Below are 18739 nucleotides of genomic sequence, written 5' to 3' on the forward strand. Positions count from 1 at the left end.
TGATGATAGGACGCTCCCTATTCTCACGATTATTCCTCCTAAGCCGCTAGGCTGTTAGTTTGCTTTGCTATAATACTTGTTCATGTGTACAGGTACACATAGTTCAGGTAAATTTGCTCTGACCAGCTGCTCTGCGAATTGCGGAGGAACACTATTCCCCCCCTGCGTATTTGGTCCGATTTATTACCGATGTTAAATGTGTATCCAGGCGGGAACCCCTGCCCTGCAAATAGTTCGTTTGGTTGCAACATACGTAATCCGATGTCTGCAATCCTCTGACCATTTGTACAAACTGTTGTTAATGCGAAACGATCTTTGGTTGTAATGGTATGCAATGGCTCGTCTAGTCGCTGTCCTACTCCTTGACCGTAATACTTAGTCAAAAATGCAACGGTCACTAATCCGAATCTGTTGCCGCCAGCTGTGATTGTGTGTAATGGACGATCAAGCGAAAGACCTCTTACCTCTTTATCCGACTGTTCAGTATAATAGCTGATCAAGAATGCCGCTTTGCTCTTATCCGGCACCATTACAGGACTTGGGTTGTTTACGATGAATTTATCAATACCTCTCTTGATTCGTTTTATAGTATTTTCAACAAGAGGACGCTTTCTGCTGAATATGCTAGGGACCCCTATGGACCAATCTATAATTTCGTAAGACGTTCGCCACGGCTTGAGCTTTCCTGTTTGAACAAGAAGGCTTTTAGGATCTCCATGCGTCGGCTTCGGCCATATGATTTCTTTTCCATCACATCTTGCAACCATAAAGAACCTTTTTCGTATAGTTGGCGCTCCATAGTCACAAGCCGTTAACTCTCTGAACTGCACTTCATAACCGAGTGATTCAAGCGCTTTGACGAATGATTGAAATGTCTGTCCCTTTTGTTCTTTGATCGGTTTACCTTCTTTTGAGATAGGACCCCAGTCTTTAAATTCCTCAACGTTCTCAAGCATAATGACTCTCGGCTTTACCGCTATCGCCCATCTAACAGCAATCCACGCAAGCCCTCTGATACTCTGTTTTACAGGCTTGCCGCCTTTAGCCTTTGAATGGTGTGTACAGTCAGGTGAAAACCATGCTAGACCAACTTTTCGCCCTTTAACTGCTTGTTTCGGATCAACATCCCACACAGATTCACAATAATGTTCCGTGTCAGGATGGTTCACCTCATGCATTGCAATGGCTACAGGATCATGATTGATGGCTATATCAACTGATAACCCTGTCGCAAGCTCAATGCCTGTGCTTGCTCCGCCGCCACCTGCAAAGTTGTCCACTATGATTTCTCTAAAAAGATCAATCTGTTTCATTGCATCAACCCAGCGACAGCAATAATCCCCATGAAAAACAACAGTGTAAAAATGACAGGTCCGTTTGACTCACGCTTTGCCATGACCACGTTACCTTCTATCACGAGATCATCGTTTTTGCGTACCAGCATCGGTACAACGTTTTCCGGAACTTTAAGATGGACAGCAGCATCCTGAATCGTGATGGCTTGATGTTTGCAGGCTTTGACGGCCTGTGACAGTTCAACGTGTTTTGGTAGACTCATAGCTCATCCTCCTCATCATTACAAAAACATTCGCTTTCACGTTCCCCGCACGATTCGCATTTCTCTGACGGCCTGTAAAAGCTCGATATGTTTACTTTTTCACCGTCCAATCCCTTCATAAAAGCAAATTCATATTTCTTCTCGATGTTTCTCATGGCAGATAATCCACCTCTGTGGAATTCATCTTTACATGCTTCGTAATTACGCTGCTCCCAATTCAGTTCGTTTAAGAAAAGCTTTGAGAATCCGTCAATCTGCTGATTCTTTTTCTCTATTTCTCTTTTCAAACGTTCGACTTCACCCAAAAGGTCCTCAACGTTTACTTGATCTTTTGATAACATCGTGATTCCTCCCCCGCAGGGGATGAACCCCCTGCTTATTTATTGAATTTGAATCCGTAGTCAAAACGTATTCGATCTAATTTGCCTTTAATGGTTTCGATTATCGTGTGTCCATGCTCTGGCGCTTCTGTTATATGAGCCGTGTTATTAATCCCGTCTAGGACAATCACTTGAATTTTCCCCGGTTCAACATCAGCTGAAAAAAGGTCGTTTTTTTCTAATGTGATTCGTTGTGGTTCATTCACTTTGATCACTCCATGTGATATAATTAAGGTTCCTAATCTTTAATTACTCACATTGAACTGATGTGAATTCTTACCACTGAGATTCAACGTATTGATCTGTGCGCTTCCAACGCCAATCTATACGTCTGAGTCTTTTTTTGTATGGTTTTGGCGGATGCTTCTGCCTGTAAGCTGCCAATTCGTCGTCGGACATTATCCGTTTTTCAACTGGTCCTGCTTTGTATGGATTTTTAACAGTCTCCAATATGCTCACCTCCTTTTATTCGTCACGCTGCGGAACGTTGAGATTATAGATTCTTTCGAGTTCTTCGTCAGACAGTTTTTCACAATGCTCACGCCCATAAGCGCCGTTTGAAAGACTCAACCACTCGATCATTAAAGCTCTATCGTCACTGGTCATCACTTGATGCCTCCTCTCTTTTTGAGGTGGCGCACGGCTGCTGTCTTGATCCGTTTTGGACAATCTTCATACCGCGCAATCACTTCTAGCTGGCGTGCTGTCGCTTTTTCAAATGGCAACAGGATGCTTTTTCTTTTCATGCTGCTTGTCCTCCTTTCCGAATACTCCGCCTTTACGTGGTTGAATCCTTCCCAGCTCTGCCTGATCAAGTATCAGCAACAGGATGTCATCGACTTTGCGTGCTAAACGATTTGCGATGTGTCTAATCGGTTCATGATCCTGCCACATCTCCCGAAAAGCTATGATGTCCCTCTCGCACCAGATGAAGTCGCTGGACGGGCAGGCGTAGTAAACGAGTTGATCTTCAAACAACTTGCGTAATTCTCGCTTCTTTGCCATCATGACGCTCTTTTTGATGTACATAGGATCGTTTGCGCCGACACCGTTCGGGCGCTCCTTGATCTTTCCTCGTTTGCTAAAATCAATCATCAGCAACAAAACTTCTTCTGCCGGACGGTTAAATAACTCCGCCATTTCATCAACCGATCTTCCTTCGTACCAGTAATCCAAAAAGCGTTTAAGACCTAAGATTGTCCATTCAAAATTCACATGTTCCAAGATGATTCTAGTAACGCTCATTTCGCAATTTCCTTTCTGCGACCGACCTCTTTGTGTACAACGTGCACAGATGTCGTCAAATTCTTTTCTACGAGCCAATAAAGTGGGTTCAACCCATTTACTACTAAAATCTTTCTTTCGGCTCTCGTGGGCTTTCTACCGCCTTTTTTCATGATCGTTCCTCCTTGTGTTTTTCATAGTCTTTTAAACTGTTATCCAGTTGGGCTATTAAACTAGCCATTTCGGATGCTGTTGGCTTGCTGTGAATAGTCAATGGACTACCTCCCGTCATCTCGCATCCATTGCAGGAGTTTGTTTTCTTGTGCTGCTGCTGATAGTGCGATTGTGATTAGTGCAGTGATCAGTTTCATGCTTCTCATCCCCTAGAAAGGTAGTTCTTCGTCACGCTTATCAAAGGTGTTTTTAAACAAAATGTATTTAGACTTTTTTGTCATGCGTGATACAAGTTTGGTGTCGTACATTTGTTTTAATTTATCTCCAGTTAAATTAGAGGTGTAAATCGTCGCTTTGTCCTGTCTAGCTGATGTGACTGCATAAAGTATCTTGTGTATAAAGTTGGTGGCTTCGCTCTTTGAATGTTCAGAGCCCGTTTCAGCGCCTACATCATCAATCACTAGATAATCCACATCGCCTATCAGTCCTGTTACATAACCTTGTGTGAATTTGCTTTCTTTGTTGTGGAAAGAATCTTGAATTGCAAAAGCAGCATCAGCAAGGTTTATAAACAAGCATGATTTCCCCATGTCTTTAGGGTTCTCAGGATCAGGCGGCACATTCAGAGCTTTGAGTGCGGCATAAGCTAAGTGGCTCTTCCCCACTCCTGGATGACCTTGGAGAAAGATATTAAACACTTTTCCTTGTTTCAAATAACCGACAAGGTCCATCATTAGGCGCTTGTTCGCTGTTTCCTCTGGCTCAGATACTTTGTAATTATCAAACGTCGCTTTAGCAATGGTCCTGTCTCGGAAGATGCTGCGCTTCTCCAGCATGTTGAAATTCTTTGTACGCTGGCTAAACTCGATCTGCCTCTCCAAGTCTTTTTGGATCTTCTTCTCATCTGCCTCCAGTTCACACCGTGGACAGACCACCTTGCCATTGAGGATCATCATACGAACAGGCTTTACGACTTCCTCACTACCTCGTGTGAATGTGTGCTTATTACAGTAATCAGAATGGAAGGTCATTCTTGCGTTTAAGTCCTCCGCCACCACTGATTTGATACTCTGCATGCTTTATCACCCCCGCACCTTCATTCAGGTATCCTTCAAACTTTGTTCCAAACAATGTCGTTGGCTGCAGATATTTATTCATTTTGTCGTCTTTAAGCCATTGATTAGTCTTTGTAAGGATCACTGTTTTAAAATCTTCAAACCTGAACCCGTCATTCCAGCGTGCTTTTATTAATCTTTGTGTAGCAGCAGATGAATGTCTGAAAGACTTTCCTGTCACTTTGTTCAAAAGATCAACAATCAGTTTGAATGGAATTTCAGATTCTTGAGTTTCAGGATTAACAGTCGGGTTTCCCGACAATATATCTTTCTTTTCTTTTTCTTTTTCTTTTTCTTTTTCTTTTTGTCCACTTGTCGTTGACGTATCGTGTGACGTATCGTTGACGTATCGATCAAACAATTCCCTTATACTGTCATTTTGAATGCGTGGGTATATTAGATTGATCATGTTCTTGTCTTTCACTTCTCGAAGCTCTTTGGACACACAATCTAACATAGGTTTTCCGCCCTTGATCAAGTTGTACTTAGCCCAATTCTTAATGACCAATTCTCTTGTTTCACCGTTATAAATAATGAGTTTATGATGATTCTGAAAACGGTCCATGAGACTGTTTATTGACTCGATGGAATACCCTAAATCAAATGCCATTTGTTTCTTTGTGATTGGATAAATTCCTATTTGAGTTGTGTTCGGATTAGTAATCAAATATAGATAAAAATACCTATCCTCTGGTGTCATTTCTTCCGTCACTTTCGGGTCCTGCCAGAAAGTTGTATGAACATGTCTGTATTTAGCCATATGGCGCTCTCACCTCTTTTTATTAGGGCTTGTCCTCTTAAAAAAGGTGAAACATAAAGTTTCAAGCCTCTTTTATATCTTTATTTTTATCTTTCTTAACAACTGTGTAATACGGCGCTACAGCTTCAATAAAGAGTTTTTCTCGATCCTCGGTCCCAAAAAAAATTTCACCGACAAAAAGGTTGCTCTTTCTCTTTTTCTTTTTTTTAGCCATAAAGATCACCTCGGGACATAATATGCATTGTGGACAGTAGGACTGCCCCCAAAAAACTTTTTAAAGAAATTTATCTTTGTTTTGAGTTATTCCCTCCTAACAAAAATTCTTCCTACAGGAACAATCGAGTTAAAAAAAATAATCAATTTTCAGATTCAACTTTTTACAGAATTGAAGCACACTTTTTATTGTTGGGTTAATCTTATAGTTCTCTATCTTTGAAATATACGAGCTTGTAAAGCCCGTTAATTCAGCAAATTCTGTAATAGACATCTTCTTTTCAATGCGAATTTGCTTTATTTTATTGCCAAAAACAATTTTAAAATTCAATAATTAACACCGCTTTCTATGTTCCTGTAGGAACTAACAAGATAAATATAACATCTCCACAGGAACATTGTAAAGTTGTTTTTCCGGTTTTTTTCCTTAAGGAAAAAACGTGTTATAATTGTATGTATAACAAGCACTACAGAAAGGTGATTGCTGTTTATGGATGATATTAATAAAGTCATTGGGCAAAACTTAGCTGATCTTAGAAAAAGTAGTCATTTGACACTTGCGCAAATTTCAGAAGAAATAGGAGTTACACACAGCTACCTATCAAAATTGGAAGCTGGGAAGATAAAAAAGCCTTCATTTGAAAATTTAAATGCGATAGCCGATTATTTTAATGTGGACCTTTCTTATTTTGCTACCGAAAAGGCTGAACTAAATAAAATGAGTGAAGAAGAAAGAGATCTAGTTTTCTCAAAAAAGTTAAGTTTAGACGTTATTGAGAAGGCAGACATAATAGATAGTAATGGTAATAAGATAACCAAAGACGAAAGAGAATTTATGCTTAATGCACTTAAAAATTATCGAGAATCCAAAGCAAAGTTTTTGGAGAGTACTTCGACAGAAGAAGAATGAGTAGATTCTTCTTTTTTTATTGGTTTTGATATTTTTTTAAGTAATTCTTCATAATAGATAGTCATATTATCCCCCTAAAAACAGAACTTATGTTCTCATTATATTGTATTGTCAGTGTTTTTAAAAGGGTTTCCTGTTTTTGAAATTATGCAAAACAGGAAACCTCCCTTTAAAACACGAAAGACGATACCATTTCTGGTAGCGTCTTTTTTTACATGCCTACTTTAATTTCTTTTGTTTGATAAATTGGATTAGAATTAATTGTTTCACTTGTGTTCTGACTAAGTAACAATACAGCTGCAAAAGTAAAAGTTAAAGTTATTTTTGTGACTAATTTCATATTCTGGTCACCTCCCACAAATTAGATTCTAATGTCTAAATCTAATTTGTGCAACTGAATTTTTGGAAGGTTTGCCCTGAAGTAATCCCTTTTTTCGGAAAAATAATGCAAGGATAACAGTAGTTTGTCACTTCTTCTTTCCTTGATTCCGTCAAAAAGATATGCATAAACTCTCAATGATGTATCATCATAAAACTCACTTAGTGAATGGTTATGTGACAAGCATTCAGTAAATTTAGTTATATTGAATTGAGGATCAATTTCCTTAAACCAATAATGTTGTAAAATTGCTACCTCTTCCTTATTTTGAAGTACTTCGTCTATTCTTTGTGATTCCTTTTCTAAAATCTCAAGCACTCTACAATAATATAAATATGATTTTTCATATGATTCCATAAAATAAGATAGAGCAAACAAATAGTTTGCGGTTAAGATGTGATTAGTGCTTATCTGAGAATTTAAAAGTGATTCAGCAAATTGCCTTGCCTTGACTACGTTGTTATCTTGTTTCAAATAAATATTTGCCAGTACTTCATCCAATCTTGCGATGAAACTCTTCTTTACGAAAGGGTCTTTTACATCATCTAAAGAATCAGACGCCTTCTCAATAAACAAACGGGCCATATCATACTTGCCAAGGTTGTAATATCCGTAAACTTCAAGTATCGTCAACAAAGCTCTTGCTTCAATCGACTTATATTCGTTTCTGTGAAGTTTGTTTATATAGGCAATTTCAAATGATCCCCGGTGTGTTAATATCCATTTATAAATATGACATGCCTCTGGTGCTGCTTTAGAATATTCGACAATAAGGAATCTCATGACATCATATAACTGTTTTGTATAGCAATATTCCAATGCGCAAAAAACATACTTTTTATCAATTCCGCTTTTGCAGTAATCAGACATTAAGTCTTTTTCTTTTTCAGGAATTATGCATTTGACGGCCTCTATGACCATCCAGAACGCTATTTCTTTCCCAGCTAGAAACTTGCTCATGTAACCCTTAGTAATTCCGATTTGTTTTGCTATATCCACTTGGGTTATTTCATCTGAAATCAATCTGTTTTTTAGTATTTCCCCAATATCTTTTTTAGCAATTATACTCATATGATCACCTTTCAAAATCAATTTAGCACACTAAAGTCAAAAAAGTTGTCATAAATTGTCGAAGAAGTGTGAATTTTTAATTAAACTTGCAATAAATAAAATTTTGTTTTCTGATGTGGGATTTTTTTACATGTGTCTAATGGAGTTATTTTATACGATGGCAATTATTGTTTTGTAAAAGATATGCTTAGCATTCGAAATATGATTTCGAACAGTCTTTTCGCTAATAAAAAGCTCGCTTGCAATTTCTTTTGTTGTTTTATCTTGGACGAGCAATTCAAATACTTCTCTTTCTCTTTTGGTTAATAGCGGCTTGGATTGAAACTCTTTCTCCTTCAAGTATTGTAACCCTCCTTGCTAAGGTGAGAGCTCTAGTCTCTATAGAATGGGATTCTGTATAGTCGAGATATCATATGCCGGCTGCCCGAGGTAGGTGACGTTAAAATCAAGAATTCCCGCATATGAGCGTCCAATTTGTGCGCTTTTATCCGCACAAAAAAGGACGAGTCTCCTCTCCGAGACATCGTCCTTTTCATACACGTATTTAAAAGATAGAAATGGCACCTGTTAACAAAGCAATTAGTGTTGTAAAAAGGGCAGTTAACACGGTCCACAGCAGTGCGTATTTTTGCAAATCTCCAATATCTTTGTTCAGCATGCTGACAAGAAGCAGCGTCGAGGCCACTAGCGGGCTCAGTAAGTGGACAGGCTGTCCTATAATAGAGGCGCGCGCAATTTCCACTGGATCAATCCCATATGCTGCGCCGGCTTCTGCCAAGATTGGCAGCACCCCGAAATAATAAGCATCATTTGAAAGAACAAATGTAAATGGCATACTCGTTAAAGCAACAATGAGCGGAAAAAATGAGCTGTAGGAATCAGGAATCATGTAAATGACCAAATGAGCAATGGACTCCACCATTTTTGTCCCCGAAAAAATTCCTGTGAAAATTCCTGCTGCAAACACAAGGGTAATGACCGTTAAGGCATTTCCGGCATGTGATAAGATTCTTTCGCGCTGATCTTCAACCTTTGGATAGTTAATCATGAGAGCAATGACAAATCCGATTAAAAAGAGAACTGGAATCGGGACGATATCTAAAACAAGTGTCGCCATGACCGCAATCGTCAAGAAGAAGTTTACCCAAATGAGATTGGGTCTCTTCATGTCTTCTACACCATCTTCAATTGACGCCGCCAATTCAGGTGAGATCGAGACTTCCTCTTTGTACTGAATCTCTGCAATCCCAATTCGCTTCCGCTCTTTTTTCCCAAGCACATAGGCTGTAAAAAGAATAAATAAACCGCCCCCAACCATCGTCGGGAGTAATGGAATAAAAAATTCCGCTGCATCCAAGCCAAGCGCAGCAATTGCTCGAGTAGCTGGACCACCCCACGGGGTCATACCGCTCATAATACCTAATGATAATAATGAAATCGTCCCTAAAATCAGCGGGTTCATCCCAATTCTTAAGAAAAGTGGCAGTAAAGCTGATACGGTAATCATGTATGTTGTTGTCCCATCACCATCTAATGCAACAAGCATAGACAAAATCGCTACCCCAAACGCAATTTTGACAGGATCCCCTTTCACAATACGTAAAATGAGCTTAATCAGTGGATCAAATAGCCCAGCATCCAGCATGACACCGAAGAATAAAATCGCAAATAGCAATAAAGCAGCAGATGGTGCAACCGTTTTGAGTCCATCAAGCATCATATCCCCTAATCCACTGTGAAACCCACCGATCAATGCAAAAATGATCGGTACAACGGTTAACGCCACCACCGGGTGCATACGTTTTGTCATAATAAGAAATGTAAAAGTCACGACCATTAAGAGTCCTAAAATAGCTAGCATATATATCCCTCCATCCTCTTCTTTACGCGATCAACGAGCGCCCCTTTGCACTAGTGACCTGAATGTTAGCGCTTTCTATTTCAAGGATATAATAGCTTTTTTTATAATGAAAATATTGATTTTTTCGTATATTCTATAAATTTATTTTATAATCAACCTTGCTGGCTTCTTAAAAACTCAATGAATGCTTTCACAACAGATAAATGAAGGGAGTCTGGCTGGTACATAAGCCATGTATCTCTTAAAACAGGCTGTCCATCTTTATACGAAAGCCCTTTTACAAATAACTCATCACTTGGTCTGAGACAAATTTCTGGGACAATGGCATAGCCTAAACCATGCTTGACCATCTCTTTTGATGTATCCTGACGGTCTGTCTCCATCGTCACAAGCGGAGGCATAGTGAATGTTTCCTGCCACCATCTGTTAATCAATCGTTTTAAAGAACTGTCTGTATGATAGTCAATGAGCGGCAGCTTTGGTAGGTCTTTTAGCTGAATTTCTGATTTCGAAATGATGCAAAGTCGTTCTTTATCGAGCAAAAACCGCTCTCCATTCCAGTCGTAATCCCCTCTTAAAATCCCTAAATGGACACTGGATGTGCCTAATAAGTCCATGACTTTTGTGCTCCAACCTGTATTCACCATAAATTGAACATGCGGATACTGCTTAGAAAATTCTCTTAAAATTTCTGGCAGCTTATACTGAGCAAAGTTGCTTGAGACCCCCAACCGGATCGTTCCTTTGACCTTTTTTTGCATGTTGAGCATGCCATCTTTTGTTTGCTGGAGCTGTTTGAGCATGTCATTTGCGTATGCAGCCAAATACTCGCCCTCTGACGTAAATTCAATCCCTCGTTTTCTTTTAAAGAAAAGCTTCATATCGAATTCTTCCTCAAGCTGCTTCAATCGATAGCTTAGAGCAGGCTGAGAGACAAATAGTTTTTCCGCTGCTTTTGTGATGTTCTTTTCTTCATAAAGCACCTTTAAAAAACGCCAGTCTTTCTCGTCCATTGTATATCCTCCTTTTTCACCAACTATAAAAATTTTTTATTGATTTCTCTTAAAATTATGTATTTAACTTATTTCTTATTATACTTTACCATTTTGATTAGATAAACAGTTCATTAAAAAATTGAGGGTGAGAGCAATGAGAAAAGTTCCAATCACAATCATGCGAGGCGGTACAAGCAAAGGGGTATTCATTCAAGCAAACGATGCACCCTATGAACACGATGAGCTCGAGGCATTTCTGTTAGACATTATGGGTAGTCCTGACCGGCTGCAGGTCGATGGGATTGGCGGTGGTAATTCTTTAACAAGCAAAGTAGCTATTATTGATAAGGCCACACGCCCCGATGTGGACGTGAACTATACGTTTGCACAAGTCAGCATTAATGAGAGATATGTCGACTTTAAAGGAAACTGCGGGAATATTTCGTCAGCGGTTGGACCATATGCCATCATTAAAGGGCTTGTGCAAGCGGTTGAGCCCATTACGACTGTACGTATCCTCAATACCAACACAAATAAAGTCATTGTAGCGGAGGTAGAGGTTGAAAACGGTGAAGTGATATTTGAAGGAGATGCAGAAATTCCAGGAGTAAAAGGGACAGGATCTCCCATCTATTTATCCTTTGAGAAGCCTGAGGGCGCTGTGACAGGTAAAACCTTTCCGACAGGGAACCGCATGGATACGATTGACACAAAGTTTGGAGAGATTCCGATCTCGATCGTTGACATCGCAAATCCAATTGCCTTTATCCGTGCGAAGGATCTTCATTTAAAAGGAACTGAATTGCCTGAGGAGTTTACAGACGAATTACTGGATGATTTAGAAGAAATTCGTTCCCTCGCTGCTGAAATGTGTCATTTTGCACCAAAAGACATGGCAACCTTACAGTCACCAGCCGTTCCGAAGCTTGCGATCATTAACGAACCTGCTGATTATGTCGATACAAATGGGGTGTTGAGACGAGCAGCCGATATGGATATCGTCGTACGCATGCTATCGATGCAAAGACCGCACCAAGCACTTGCCATTACAGGCTCTGTCTGCGTATCAGCCAGCTGTTTCATAGATCAAACACTTCCTGCACAGCTGTATCATGGTCAAGATGACACACTTCGAATCGGGCATCCTGCCGGGATTATGCAAACGGACATTGACGTGTCTCAAAATAGAGTCAAAGTGATTCGAACCGCAAGAGAAATTCTGGACGGTGTTGTCTTTACGAAACAAGACTATATCGTGCGGCCTCATATTAAAAAAGAAGCTTGAAGCAGACGAGAACATCGTCTGCTTTTTTTACTGCTCGAGCGGGGCATCAATATCTCCGGCAGAATGAGCCTTGATCTGTCCTTTATCATCTTTTAACTGAAGATGACCAAAATGGTTAACGCCACAGCAAATCCCTTCTTCCCATGTTTGTTTTTCACGATCTAACGAGATGCGAAGCGGTTTATTGAGTCGATATAACCGTTTATTATAGAGGGCAGTGAGTGCTTCAAACCCTTCATTCTGCCAGCGTATATGGTATTTTTCAAAAGCTGCTGCCAGTTCTTTCACAAGCTGATCCGCTTTCACATCTGTCAGCTCTGATAAGCAAATGGTTTTGTACGGGACATGCTCCGGCTTTGTCTGTACATTGATGCCAACGCCGATATAAATGGCGCCACGGTCAGCTTCAATTAATGTGCCGGACACCTTTGCTTCATTAATGAGAATATCATTGGGCCATTTGATGGCCAGCTGATCCTCCGCTCTTATGAGAGGTTTCAGCACATCATAGATCGCTAGTGCTGTCAGTGGTGCGATCGTTGACTGCGTGGAGAGTTCTTCTGGCGGTAAGACTGTCATGGTCAGCGCCACATTTCCTAAAGGTGTTTCCCACGGTCTGCCGAGTCTTCCTCTTCCCGCTGTCTGCTGGCGTGCATAGACAGCAAATGGGGGTTTTTCTCCTTGTTGCATGAGTCTTTTCGCTTCATTATTTGTACTATCAATGGTGTCAAATTGAAAAATCTTCATGTATTCTCCTCTTGTTTCTTCTGGATATGATGCTTTTATTATAACAAAATGAAGCATGCATGTTGATAAGACAGCATGCTAGTCATTTCTCTGTGCCTGAAACGTCTCTTTTTCTTCCTCTGTAAACGGGACTGATGCGCCTGTGTCTTTACTAATTTGCACCATGGTGACTGAGCCTGTAAAGCAAGGTTCCTGCTGCTCATTTTCTCCTAAATAATGCAGAATGAGTGAGCTTGAGCCGACTTTTTCCGGTTTGACATATACGCGAAGTCTCTCCCCAATTTCTACCTGTTTGATGTAATCACATTGCAGATTTGCGACGACTGTCATGGTCTCTCTCACACGTTTCATTCGTTTATCAACAATCCCCGTCTTTTGAAAAAAGGCAATTCGTGCCTCTTCGAAATACACAAATGGGGTGACATTGTTCATATGACCAAACATATCCGTTTCTGAAAAACGAACGGTCGTTTCAACATAAAACCGAAAGGATGCTCTCCACTCTTCAAATGGTTCTTCAATATATGACGGCAGTCTCACTTGATCCTCTCCTTATTCGCAAACAAAACGCCTCTCCCGTATTGGAAGAGGCGTTTGTTATAGATTGCATCCAGCCTCTTAAACTCTCATCATGATTGGCAAAGAGGACTGAATGTGATGTTATTCTGCTTGATCGCTTCCAAAGAAGTTACGGAAAGCTTGTAAAGTTGTATCTCGGTTAAGTGCTGCAATTGACGTTGTGAGCGGAATTCCTTTCGGACAAGACTGCACACAGTTTTGGGAGTTCCCACAGTTCGCAAGACCACCGTCCCCCATAATTTCTTCTAGACGGTCAGACTTATTCATCGCACCTGTCGGATGTGCGTTAAATAGACGAACTTGCGAAAGCGGTGCAGGTCCCATAAAGGAAGATTTATCATTGACGTTTGGACAAGCTTCAAGGCAGACACCACATGTCATACATTTAGAAAGCTCATATGCCCATTGACGTTTTTTCTCAGGCATTCTTGGTCCAGGCCCAAGATCATACGTGCCATCGATCGGTACCCATGCTTTCACTTTTTTCAAGGAATTGAACATCCGGCTTCTATCAACCTGCAAGTCTCTCACAACCGGGAATGTCTTCATCGGCTGAAGACGAATCGGTTGGTCTAACTTGTCAATCAAAGCTGTGCATGATTGGCGGGGTTTTCCATTAATGACCATTGAACAAGCTCCGCACACCTCTTCAAGACAGTTCATATCCCAGTTAATCGCCGTTGTTTTTTCCCCTTGTTTATTAACCGGGTTCCGTCTGATTTCCATAAGTGCGGAAATAACGTTCATATTTGGGCGATAAGGGATTTCGAATTCTTCATCATAAGGCTTGCCATCTGCTGTATCTTGACGTGTGATAATGAATTGAATTGTGTTTTTTTCACTCATCTTATTTCTCCACCTTTTTCTTCGAGTAATCTCGTTTACGAGGTGCAATTAACGATACATCGACGTCCTCATAGTGGAATGCAGGCTTTTGATTTTTCCCTTTGAACGTAGCCATCGTTGTTTTTAGGAATTCTTCATCGTTTCTCTCTGGGAAATCCGGTTTGTAGTGTGCGCCTCGGCTTTCATTTCGGTTGTATGCCCCGATCGTAATGACTCGTGCCAGCTGAAGCATGTTGTCAAGCTGACGTGTGAAGGCAGCGCCTTGGTTGCTCCATGATGCTGTATCGTTAATGTTGATCTGCTTGTAGCGCTCCATTAGTTCTTCGATCTTCTGATCTGTTTTTAAGAGTTTGTCATTGTAACGAACCACTGTGACGTTATCCGTCATCCATTCTCCAAGCTCTTTATGAAGTACGTATGCATTTTCTGTTCCGTCCATGCTGAGGATGTTGTCCCATTTCTCCTGCTCTTTCTTCACGGCACTGTCAAATGTGGCAGAAGATAGGTCTTCCGCAGATTTTTCAAGACCGCTAATGTACTTGACCGCATTCGGTCCAGCAACCATACCGCCGTAAATGGCAGAAAGCAGGGAGTTTGCACCAAGTCTGTTTCCACCATGCATAGAGTAATCACATTCTCCGGCAGCGAATAGACCTTTGATATTCGTCATTTGATCATAATCAACCCATAATCCGCCCATGGAGTAATGAACAGCAGGGAAAATTTTCATCGGAAGCTTACGCGGGTCATCACCCATGAATTTTTCATAGATTTCAATGATGCCGCCAAGCTTAATATCAAGTTCTTTTGGATCTTTATGAGAAAGATCGAGATATACCATGTTCTCTCCGTTGATGCCGAGCTTTTGCTCGACACATACGTCGAAGATTTCACGTGTTGCGATATCACGCGGTACAAGGTTCCCGTATGCTGGGTATTTTTCTTCAAGGAAGTACCAAGGCTTCCCGTCTTTATATGTCCAAACACGTCCGCCTTCACCACGAGCCGATTCACTCATGAGACGAAGCTTGTCATCTCCAGGGATCGCTGTTGGGTGAATTTGAATGAATTCTCCATTCGCATAGTGTGCACCTTGCTGATAAACGATGGATGCGGCAGAACCAGTGTTAATCATGGAGTTTGTTGATTTACCAAATACGATTCCAGGACCACCTGTTGCCATGATCACTGCATCTGAACGGAAGGATTCAATCTCCATTGTCGTCAAGTTCTGTGCGACAATGCCTCGACATACTTCCTCGTCATCTAACACAGCGCCAAGGAATTCCCAGCCTTCATATTTCGTAACAAGCCCTGCTACTTCATAGCGGCGAACTTGCTCATCAAGTGCATATAATAGCTGCTGACCTGTTGTAGCTCCAGCAAACGCTGTACGGTGGTGCTGTGTTCCCCCGAAGCGGCGGAAGTCCAGTAATCCCTCTGGTGTTCTGTTAAACATAACACCCATCCGATCAAGTAAGTGAATAATGGACGGCGCTGCTTCACACATTGCCTTTACTGGCGGCTGGTTGGCTAAGAAATCTCCGCCATACACCGTGTCATCAAAATGCTCATAAGGTGAATCCCCTTCACCTTTTGTATTCACCGCTCCATTGATTCCGCCCTGTGCACATACAGAATGCGAACGTTTCACAGGTACGATTGAAAATAGTTTAACAGCTGTTCCCGCTTCTGCTGCTTTGATAGTTGCCATGAGACCAGCTAAGCCGCCTCCGACAACGATGATGCTAGAATTACTCATTGTAGCCCCTCTCCCTCTTCTACTAATCTATTTCCTCTTAAACAAAAGCGAAAATTGCTCTTAGCCCTACATATGAAAGCGCTATAAATATACCTAATGTCACATATGTGGAGATTCTTTGTGAGCGTGGTGAAACGGTAATTCCCCAGCTGACAGCAAATGACCACAAGCCATTAGCAAAGTGGAAAATAGTAGATAAAACGCCGACAATATAGAAGCCTAGCATAAATGGAGAGCTTAAAATATTCGCCATCATGTCATAGTTAACTTCAGCTCCAAGCTGCGCTTGAATTCGTGTTTCCCATACGTGCCAAGAGACAAAAATCAATGTGATAATACCTGAAATTCTTTGCAGTCTGAACAACCAGTTTCTTAAGTAACTGAAGCGAGACGTGTTGTTTTGTGCCGTAAAGGCTATGTACACCCCATAAACAGCATGATAGATCAGTGGTAAGAAAATCACGAACAGCTCAAGTGCATATCTGAATGGAAGCTGTTCCATAAAGTGTGCAGCTTTGTTAAACGCCTCTGGTCCATTCGTCGCAAAGTGGTTAACCACTAAGTGCTGTACTAAAAATAGACCAACCGGAATGACGCCAAGCAAAGAATGCAATCTCCGATAAAAAAATTCTTTGTTCCCCGACATTACTTTACCCCCTAGTAAAAAGTGCAATTGCTGAAAATTGTCTTACCCCCGCTTCTTTCAATTGTAAGCACTTTATTCAAATTTATTGACAATTTCATTTTACTCCTATGTCAAAAAAGCGTCAAGAAACCGCGTACATAAATTAAAATTTTCCGAAATTTAAAAGTTTTTAATCAAAATTCGTTTTACTACAATAAGAATTTCTTAGACTTCAGGGAAAACTCTGTCATCATATGCCCACATAAGCTATAATAAATTGTTGAAAGAGGGGAGCCGTACAATGAATAAATTCGAATCTAACTTAGAACAGCTAAAAGAAATTGAAGTCAATGGATTTGCCTACGAGCTGATACGCGAAGTTCTGCTGCCTGACATTCTTGGCCAGGATCATTCATCTATGATGTATTTTGCGGGTAAGCTGCTTGCTCGTAAATTTCCTCAAGAGTCATGGGAGAAGATCCCCGAATTTTTCCATGATGCTGGATGGGGGACGCTCACAATGGTCCATTCAAAAAAACAGGAAATTGAGTTTGAGCTCGAAGGTCCACTTGTATCGAATCGACTCACCTATCAAAAGGAGCCATGCTTTCAAATGGAAGCAGGTTTTATTGCTGAGCAAATTCAGCTTCTCAACGAGCACGTAGCTGAATCCTATGAACAAGTAAAAAAGCGTGCTGATAAAGTCATTTTAACCGTTAAATGGGATTTAAGAGACCCTAGCTAACACTCTCTATGAAAGGCGTGGACTTCAGGTCACGCCTTTTTTGTATGCCTTCTTCTATCATAGCATACTTAATGAATGGGTTTACGCACGTTTTCCTTTCTGATACGTGGCGGCTTCCGAAATCAAAAAGAGGTGCACTCTCTCATGAGGTGCACCTCCCGCCTTTTTAAGAGTGAGCAGCTGCACTCACCTTTGATAAATCAAACGCATCATGCAGTGCTTCAACGGCTTTGACCATATCATCACGACCAACGACTGTTGAGACTTTGATTTCAGACGTACTGACCATTTTCACTTGAATATCTTTTTCCGCTAACACAGCGAACATTTCTGCGGCTACACCTGGATTTGAGACCATACCAGACCCAACTATGGATACTTTGGCTAATTTGCTTTCTGTCTCGATCTGCTCGTAACCAAGCGCTCCTTTATATTCTTCTAACACTTCAACTGTTTTGGACAAATCATCTGTTTTCACAGAGAAAGAAATGGACGTCTGATTGGTGCTTGTGACGGACTGAATGATGATATCGACATTGATATTTTGCTTCGCAAGCGTCGTAAAGATGGTCGATAATGTTGTAAGTCCGCTTGAAAGACCGCACACCGTCACACGTGTAATCTGATCTTCAAATGCAATGCCTCTAACGACTAAATTTTGCTCCATGGATGATTCCTCCTCAATTAACGTACCCGGTTCATTTTCAATACTAGAACGGACTTCTAGTGGGACTTGATAATTTTTCGCAAATTCGACAGCTCTTGGATGCAAGACGCCAGCTCCTAAATTAGCCAGTTCGAGCATCTCATCGTATGAAATACCTGCAAGTTTTCGCGCAGCCGGTACAAAACGCGGATCTGTCGTAAACACACCTGGTACATCTGTGTATATATCACATTTATCCGCTTTTAGTGCAGCAGCAAGTGCCACAGCTGTCGTATCTGATCCACCACGTCCAAGCGTTGTGATATGCATCTCATCTGCAATGCCTTGGAAGCCTGCTACAACCACTACTTTCCCCGCACTTAATTCTTCTTTTATTCTTGATTCATCAATGTCCACAATTCTTGCGTTACCATGTACCTGCTCTGTTTTCATACCAGCCTGCCAGCCTGTAAAGGAAATGGCATCATAGCCTTTTGCTTGCAGCGCCATCGTTAATAAGGAAATGGTCACTTGCTCTCCAGTTGCGAGCAGCATATCCATTTCTCTTTTGCTTGGATGATCTGTCAGTTCTTTCGCTAGGTCTACTAGAACATCCGTTGATTTACCCATTGCCGACACAACCACAACGACATCATGTCCGGCCTCGCGTTCAGCGATGACCCTTTCTGCAGCATTGCGAATTTTTTCTGTCGATCCAACGGACGTTCCGCCAAATTTTTGTACAATTAGTCCCATGTCTACCACCCTTTTTCAAAAGATCACGTGTGAGAGAAGAGGCAAGAAGCGGCTTTGGAGACTGCCTGCTCACTGCAAATAAAAAAAGCAATGAGAGAACAGATCTCC

General features: G+C 41.1%; 26 protein-coding genes and 1 pseudogene. 3 read left to right on the plus strand and 24 right to left on the minus strand.

What is annotated here, in order from left to right; genetic code table 11:
- Positions 1–54: 54 nt before the first annotated feature.
- The 13 genes and pseudogenes from C5695_RS14025 to C5695_RS14065 form a co-directional block, all read right to left on the minus strand.
- A pseudogene (locus C5695_RS14025) lies at positions 55–1313 on the minus strand (DNA cytosine methyltransferase).
- Entirely contained in the window at positions 1310–1558 is a 249-nt protein-coding gene (locus C5695_RS14030) for a hypothetical protein (RefSeq protein ID WP_117731255.1), read from the minus strand. The pseudogene C5695_RS14025 and the gene C5695_RS14030 overlap by 4 nt, the downstream one beginning before the upstream one ends.
- Positions 1555–1899: a hypothetical protein gene (locus C5695_RS14035; RefSeq protein ID WP_117731256.1), complete on the minus strand. Its 345-nt coding sequence runs from the start codon at positions 1897–1899 to the stop codon at positions 1555–1557. The genes C5695_RS14030 and C5695_RS14035 overlap by 4 nt, the downstream gene beginning before the upstream one ends.
- A 35-nt stretch (positions 1900–1934) precedes the next feature.
- Positions 1935–2144, minus strand: coding sequence for an XtrA/YqaO family protein (locus C5695_RS14040; RefSeq protein WP_117731257.1), 210 nt, complete (start codon positions 2142–2144; stop codon positions 1935–1937).
- Positions 2145–2214: 70 nt separating this feature from the next.
- The gene (locus tag C5695_RS20655; protein WP_187441847.1) at positions 2215–2388 is read right to left on the minus strand and encodes a hypothetical protein; all 174 of its coding nucleotides are present in this window, start codon (positions 2386–2388) and stop codon (positions 2215–2217) included.
- Positions 2389–2403: 15 nt separating this feature from the next.
- The gene (locus tag C5695_RS14045; RefSeq protein WP_117731258.1) at positions 2404–2544 is read right to left on the minus strand and encodes a BH0509 family protein; all 141 of its coding nucleotides are present in this window, start codon (positions 2542–2544) and stop codon (positions 2404–2406) included.
- Positions 2544–2684 (minus strand): hypothetical protein, encoded by a 141-nt coding sequence (locus tag C5695_RS20660; RefSeq protein WP_187441848.1) that lies wholly within the window; start codon positions 2682–2684, stop codon positions 2544–2546. Before C5695_RS20660 ends, C5695_RS14045 begins: the two co-directional genes overlap by 1 nt.
- Positions 2653–3183 (minus strand): hypothetical protein, encoded by a 531-nt coding sequence (locus C5695_RS14050; RefSeq protein WP_117731259.1) that lies wholly within the window; start codon positions 3181–3183, stop codon positions 2653–2655. The genes C5695_RS20660 and C5695_RS14050 overlap by 32 nt, the downstream gene beginning before the upstream one ends.
- Positions 3180–3335 carry a DUF6906 family protein gene (locus C5695_RS20665; RefSeq protein WP_167550613.1) on the minus strand — a complete coding sequence of 52 codons (156 nt, stop codon included), beginning with the start codon at positions 3333–3335 and terminating at the stop codon, positions 3180–3182. Before C5695_RS20665 ends, C5695_RS14050 begins: the two co-directional genes overlap by 4 nt.
- A gap of 210 nt (positions 3336–3545) precedes the next feature.
- Entirely contained in the window at positions 3546–4412 is an 867-nt protein-coding gene (locus C5695_RS14055) for an ATP-binding protein (RefSeq protein ID WP_233230743.1), read from the minus strand.
- Positions 4351–5211, minus strand: coding sequence for a conserved phage C-terminal domain-containing protein (locus tag C5695_RS14060; RefSeq protein WP_117731261.1), 861 nt, complete (start codon positions 5209–5211; stop codon positions 4351–4353). The genes C5695_RS14055 and C5695_RS14060 overlap by 62 nt, the downstream gene beginning before the upstream one ends.
- A 61-nt stretch (positions 5212–5272) precedes the next feature.
- Positions 5273–5425, minus strand: a complete 153-nt coding sequence (locus C5695_RS20670; protein ID WP_187441849.1) for a hypothetical protein — start codon at positions 5423–5425, stop codon at positions 5273–5275.
- 129 nt (positions 5426–5554) lie between these two features.
- Positions 5555–5755, minus strand: coding sequence for a helix-turn-helix domain-containing protein (locus C5695_RS14065; RefSeq protein WP_117731262.1), 201 nt, complete (start codon positions 5753–5755; stop codon positions 5555–5557).
- A gap of 159 nt (positions 5756–5914) precedes the next feature.
- Here C5695_RS14065 and C5695_RS14070 point away from each other — a divergent pair, with 159 nt between their 5' ends.
- Positions 5915–6334 carry a helix-turn-helix domain-containing protein gene (locus C5695_RS14070; RefSeq protein WP_117731263.1) on the plus strand — a complete coding sequence of 140 codons (420 nt, stop codon included), beginning with the start codon at positions 5915–5917 and terminating at the stop codon, positions 6332–6334.
- Between the two features lie 211 nt (positions 6335–6545).
- On the opposite strand, the gene C5695_RS20850 is transcribed toward C5695_RS14070, so the two are convergent.
- The 5 genes from C5695_RS20850 to C5695_RS14090 all read right to left on the minus strand — a co-directional run bounded on the left by C5695_RS20850 (position 6546) and on the right by C5695_RS14090 (position 10658).
- Entirely contained in the window at positions 6546–6674 is a 129-nt protein-coding gene (locus C5695_RS20850; RefSeq protein WP_262379028.1) for a hypothetical protein, read from the minus strand.
- A gap of 21 nt (positions 6675–6695) precedes the next feature.
- Complete coding sequence (locus tag C5695_RS14075) at positions 6696–7784, minus strand: AimR family lysis-lysogeny pheromone receptor (RefSeq protein WP_117731264.1); 1089 nt, start codon at positions 7782–7784, stop codon at positions 6696–6698.
- A 150-nt stretch (positions 7785–7934) separates the two neighbouring features.
- Positions 7935–8123, minus strand: coding sequence for a helix-turn-helix domain-containing protein (locus tag C5695_RS14080; protein ID WP_117731265.1), 189 nt, complete (start codon positions 8121–8123; stop codon positions 7935–7937).
- Positions 8124–8328: 205 nt separating this feature from the next.
- Positions 8329–9645, minus strand: a complete 1317-nt coding sequence (locus tag C5695_RS14085; RefSeq protein ID WP_117731266.1) for a CitMHS family transporter — start codon at positions 9643–9645, stop codon at positions 8329–8331.
- A gap of 152 nt (positions 9646–9797) precedes the next feature.
- Entirely contained in the window at positions 9798–10658 is an 861-nt protein-coding gene (locus C5695_RS14090) for a LysR family transcriptional regulator (protein WP_061409004.1), read from the minus strand.
- Positions 10659–10794: 136 nt separating this feature from the next.
- Between C5695_RS14090 and C5695_RS14095 the strand changes: the two genes are divergently transcribed.
- Positions 10795–11925, plus strand: a complete 1131-nt coding sequence (locus C5695_RS14095; RefSeq protein ID WP_117731267.1) for a 2-methylaconitate cis-trans isomerase PrpF family protein — start codon at positions 10795–10797, stop codon at positions 11923–11925.
- Positions 11926–11952: 27 nt separating this feature from the next.
- Here C5695_RS14095 and C5695_RS14100 read toward each other — a convergent pair whose 3' ends face one another.
- The 5 genes from C5695_RS14100 to C5695_RS14120 all read right to left on the minus strand — a co-directional run bounded on the left by C5695_RS14100 (position 11953) and on the right by C5695_RS14120 (position 16505).
- Positions 11953–12672 (minus strand): biotin--[acetyl-CoA-carboxylase] ligase, encoded by a 720-nt coding sequence (locus C5695_RS14100; protein ID WP_117731268.1) that lies wholly within the window; start codon positions 12670–12672, stop codon positions 11953–11955.
- A 78-nt stretch (positions 12673–12750) separates the two neighbouring features.
- Positions 12751–13212, minus strand: a complete 462-nt coding sequence (locus C5695_RS14105) for an acyl-CoA thioesterase (RefSeq protein WP_117731269.1) — start codon at positions 13210–13212, stop codon at positions 12751–12753.
- A 120-nt stretch (positions 13213–13332) separates the two neighbouring features.
- Complete coding sequence (sdhB, locus tag C5695_RS14110) at positions 13333–14097, minus strand: succinate dehydrogenase iron-sulfur subunit (protein ID WP_117731270.1); 765 nt, start codon at positions 14095–14097, stop codon at positions 13333–13335.
- Between the two features lies 1 nt (position 14098).
- Positions 14099–15859 (minus strand): succinate dehydrogenase flavoprotein subunit, encoded by a 1761-nt coding sequence (gene sdhA, locus C5695_RS14115; RefSeq protein ID WP_012010817.1) that lies wholly within the window; start codon positions 15857–15859, stop codon positions 14099–14101.
- A gap of 37 nt (positions 15860–15896) precedes the next feature.
- Positions 15897–16505: a succinate dehydrogenase cytochrome b558 subunit gene (locus tag C5695_RS14120; RefSeq protein WP_117731271.1), complete on the minus strand. Its 609-nt coding sequence runs from the start codon at positions 16503–16505 to the stop codon at positions 15897–15899.
- Between the two features lie 280 nt (positions 16506–16785).
- Here C5695_RS14120 and C5695_RS14125 point away from each other — a divergent pair, with 280 nt between their 5' ends.
- A complete protein-coding gene (locus C5695_RS14125) occupies positions 16786–17229 on the plus strand; it encodes a YslB family protein (RefSeq protein ID WP_003216293.1) in 444 nt (147 codons plus the stop codon).
- Positions 17230–17395: 166 nt separating this feature from the next.
- Here the strand turns inward: C5695_RS14125 and C5695_RS14130 are convergent, their stop codons facing one another.
- Positions 17396–18631: an aspartate kinase gene (locus C5695_RS14130; RefSeq protein ID WP_117731272.1), complete on the minus strand. Its 1236-nt coding sequence runs from the start codon at positions 18629–18631 to the stop codon at positions 17396–17398.
- Positions 18632–18739 lie beyond the last annotated feature (108 nt).

Source organism: Bacillus pumilus (assembly GCF_003431975.1).
GTDB classification, from domain to species: Bacteria; Bacillota; Bacilli; order Bacillales; family Bacillaceae; genus Bacillus; species Bacillus pumilus_N.

Bases quoted from the DNA above. Each gene is read 5' to 3' on its own strand.
- C5695_RS14030 (WP_117731255.1), bottom strand. From the start codon at position 1,558: ATGAGTCTACCAAAACACGTTGAACTGTCACAGGCCGTCAAAGCCTGC.
- C5695_RS14035 (WP_117731256.1), bottom strand. From the start codon at position 1,899: ATGTTATCAAAAGATCAAGTAAACGTTGAGGACCTTTTGGGTGAAGTC.
- C5695_RS14045 (WP_117731258.1), bottom strand. From the start codon at position 2,544: ATGACCAGTGACGATAGAGCTTTAATGATCGAGTGGTTGAGTCTTTCA.
- C5695_RS20660 (WP_187441848.1), bottom strand. From the start codon at position 2,684: ATGAAAAGAAAAAGCATCCTGTTGCCATTTGAAAAAGCGACAGCACGC.
- C5695_RS14050 (WP_117731259.1), bottom strand. From the start codon at position 3,183: ATGAGCGTTACTAGAATCATCTTGGAACATGTGAATTTTGAATGGACA.
- C5695_RS20665 (WP_167550613.1), bottom strand. From the start codon at position 3,335: ATGAAAAAAGGCGGTAGAAAGCCCACGAGAGCCGAAAGAAAGATTTTA.
- C5695_RS14055 (WP_233230743.1), bottom strand. From the start codon at position 4,412: ATGCAGAGTATCAAATCAGTGGTGGCGGAGGACTTAAACGCAAGAATG.
- C5695_RS14060 (WP_117731261.1), bottom strand. From the start codon at position 5,211: ATGGCTAAATACAGACATGTTCATACAACTTTCTGGCAGGACCCGAAA.
- C5695_RS20670 (WP_187441849.1), bottom strand. From the start codon at position 5,425: ATGGCTAAAAAAAAGAAAAAGAGAAAGAGCAACCTTTTTGTCGGTGAA.
- C5695_RS14070 (WP_117731263.1), top strand. From the start codon at position 5,915: ATGGATGATATTAATAAAGTCATTGGGCAAAACTTAGCTGATCTTAGA.
- C5695_RS20850 (WP_262379028.1), bottom strand. From the start codon at position 6,674: ATGAAATTAGTCACAAAAATAACTTTAACTTTTACTTTTGCAGCTGTA.
- C5695_RS14075 (WP_117731264.1), bottom strand. From the start codon at position 7,784: ATGAGTATAATTGCTAAAAAAGATATTGGGGAAATACTAAAAAACAGA.
- C5695_RS14085 (WP_117731266.1), bottom strand. From the start codon at position 9,645: ATGCTAGCTATTTTAGGACTCTTAATGGTCGTGACTTTTACATTTCTT.
- C5695_RS14090 (WP_061409004.1), bottom strand. From the start codon at position 10,658: ATGGACGAGAAAGACTGGCGTTTTTTAAAGGTGCTTTATGAAGAAAAG.
- C5695_RS14095 (WP_117731267.1), top strand. From the start codon at position 10,795: ATGAGAAAAGTTCCAATCACAATCATGCGAGGCGGTACAAGCAAAGGG.
- C5695_RS14100 (WP_117731268.1), bottom strand. From the start codon at position 12,672: ATGAAGATTTTTCAATTTGACACCATTGATAGTACAAATAATGAAGCG.
- sdhB (WP_117731270.1), bottom strand. From the start codon at position 14,097: ATGAGTGAAAAAAACACAATTCAATTCATTATCACACGTCAAGATACA.
- sdhA (WP_012010817.1), bottom strand. From the start codon at position 15,859: ATGAGTAATTCTAGCATCATCGTTGTCGGAGGCGGCTTAGCTGGTCTC.
- C5695_RS14120 (WP_117731271.1), bottom strand. From the start codon at position 16,505: ATGTCGGGGAACAAAGAATTTTTTTATCGGAGATTGCATTCTTTGCTT.
- C5695_RS14125 (WP_003216293.1), top strand. From the start codon at position 16,786: ATGAATAAATTCGAATCTAACTTAGAACAGCTAAAAGAAATTGAAGTC.
- C5695_RS14130 (WP_117731272.1), bottom strand. From the start codon at position 18,631: ATGGGACTAATTGTACAAAAATTTGGCGGAACGTCCGTTGGATCGACA.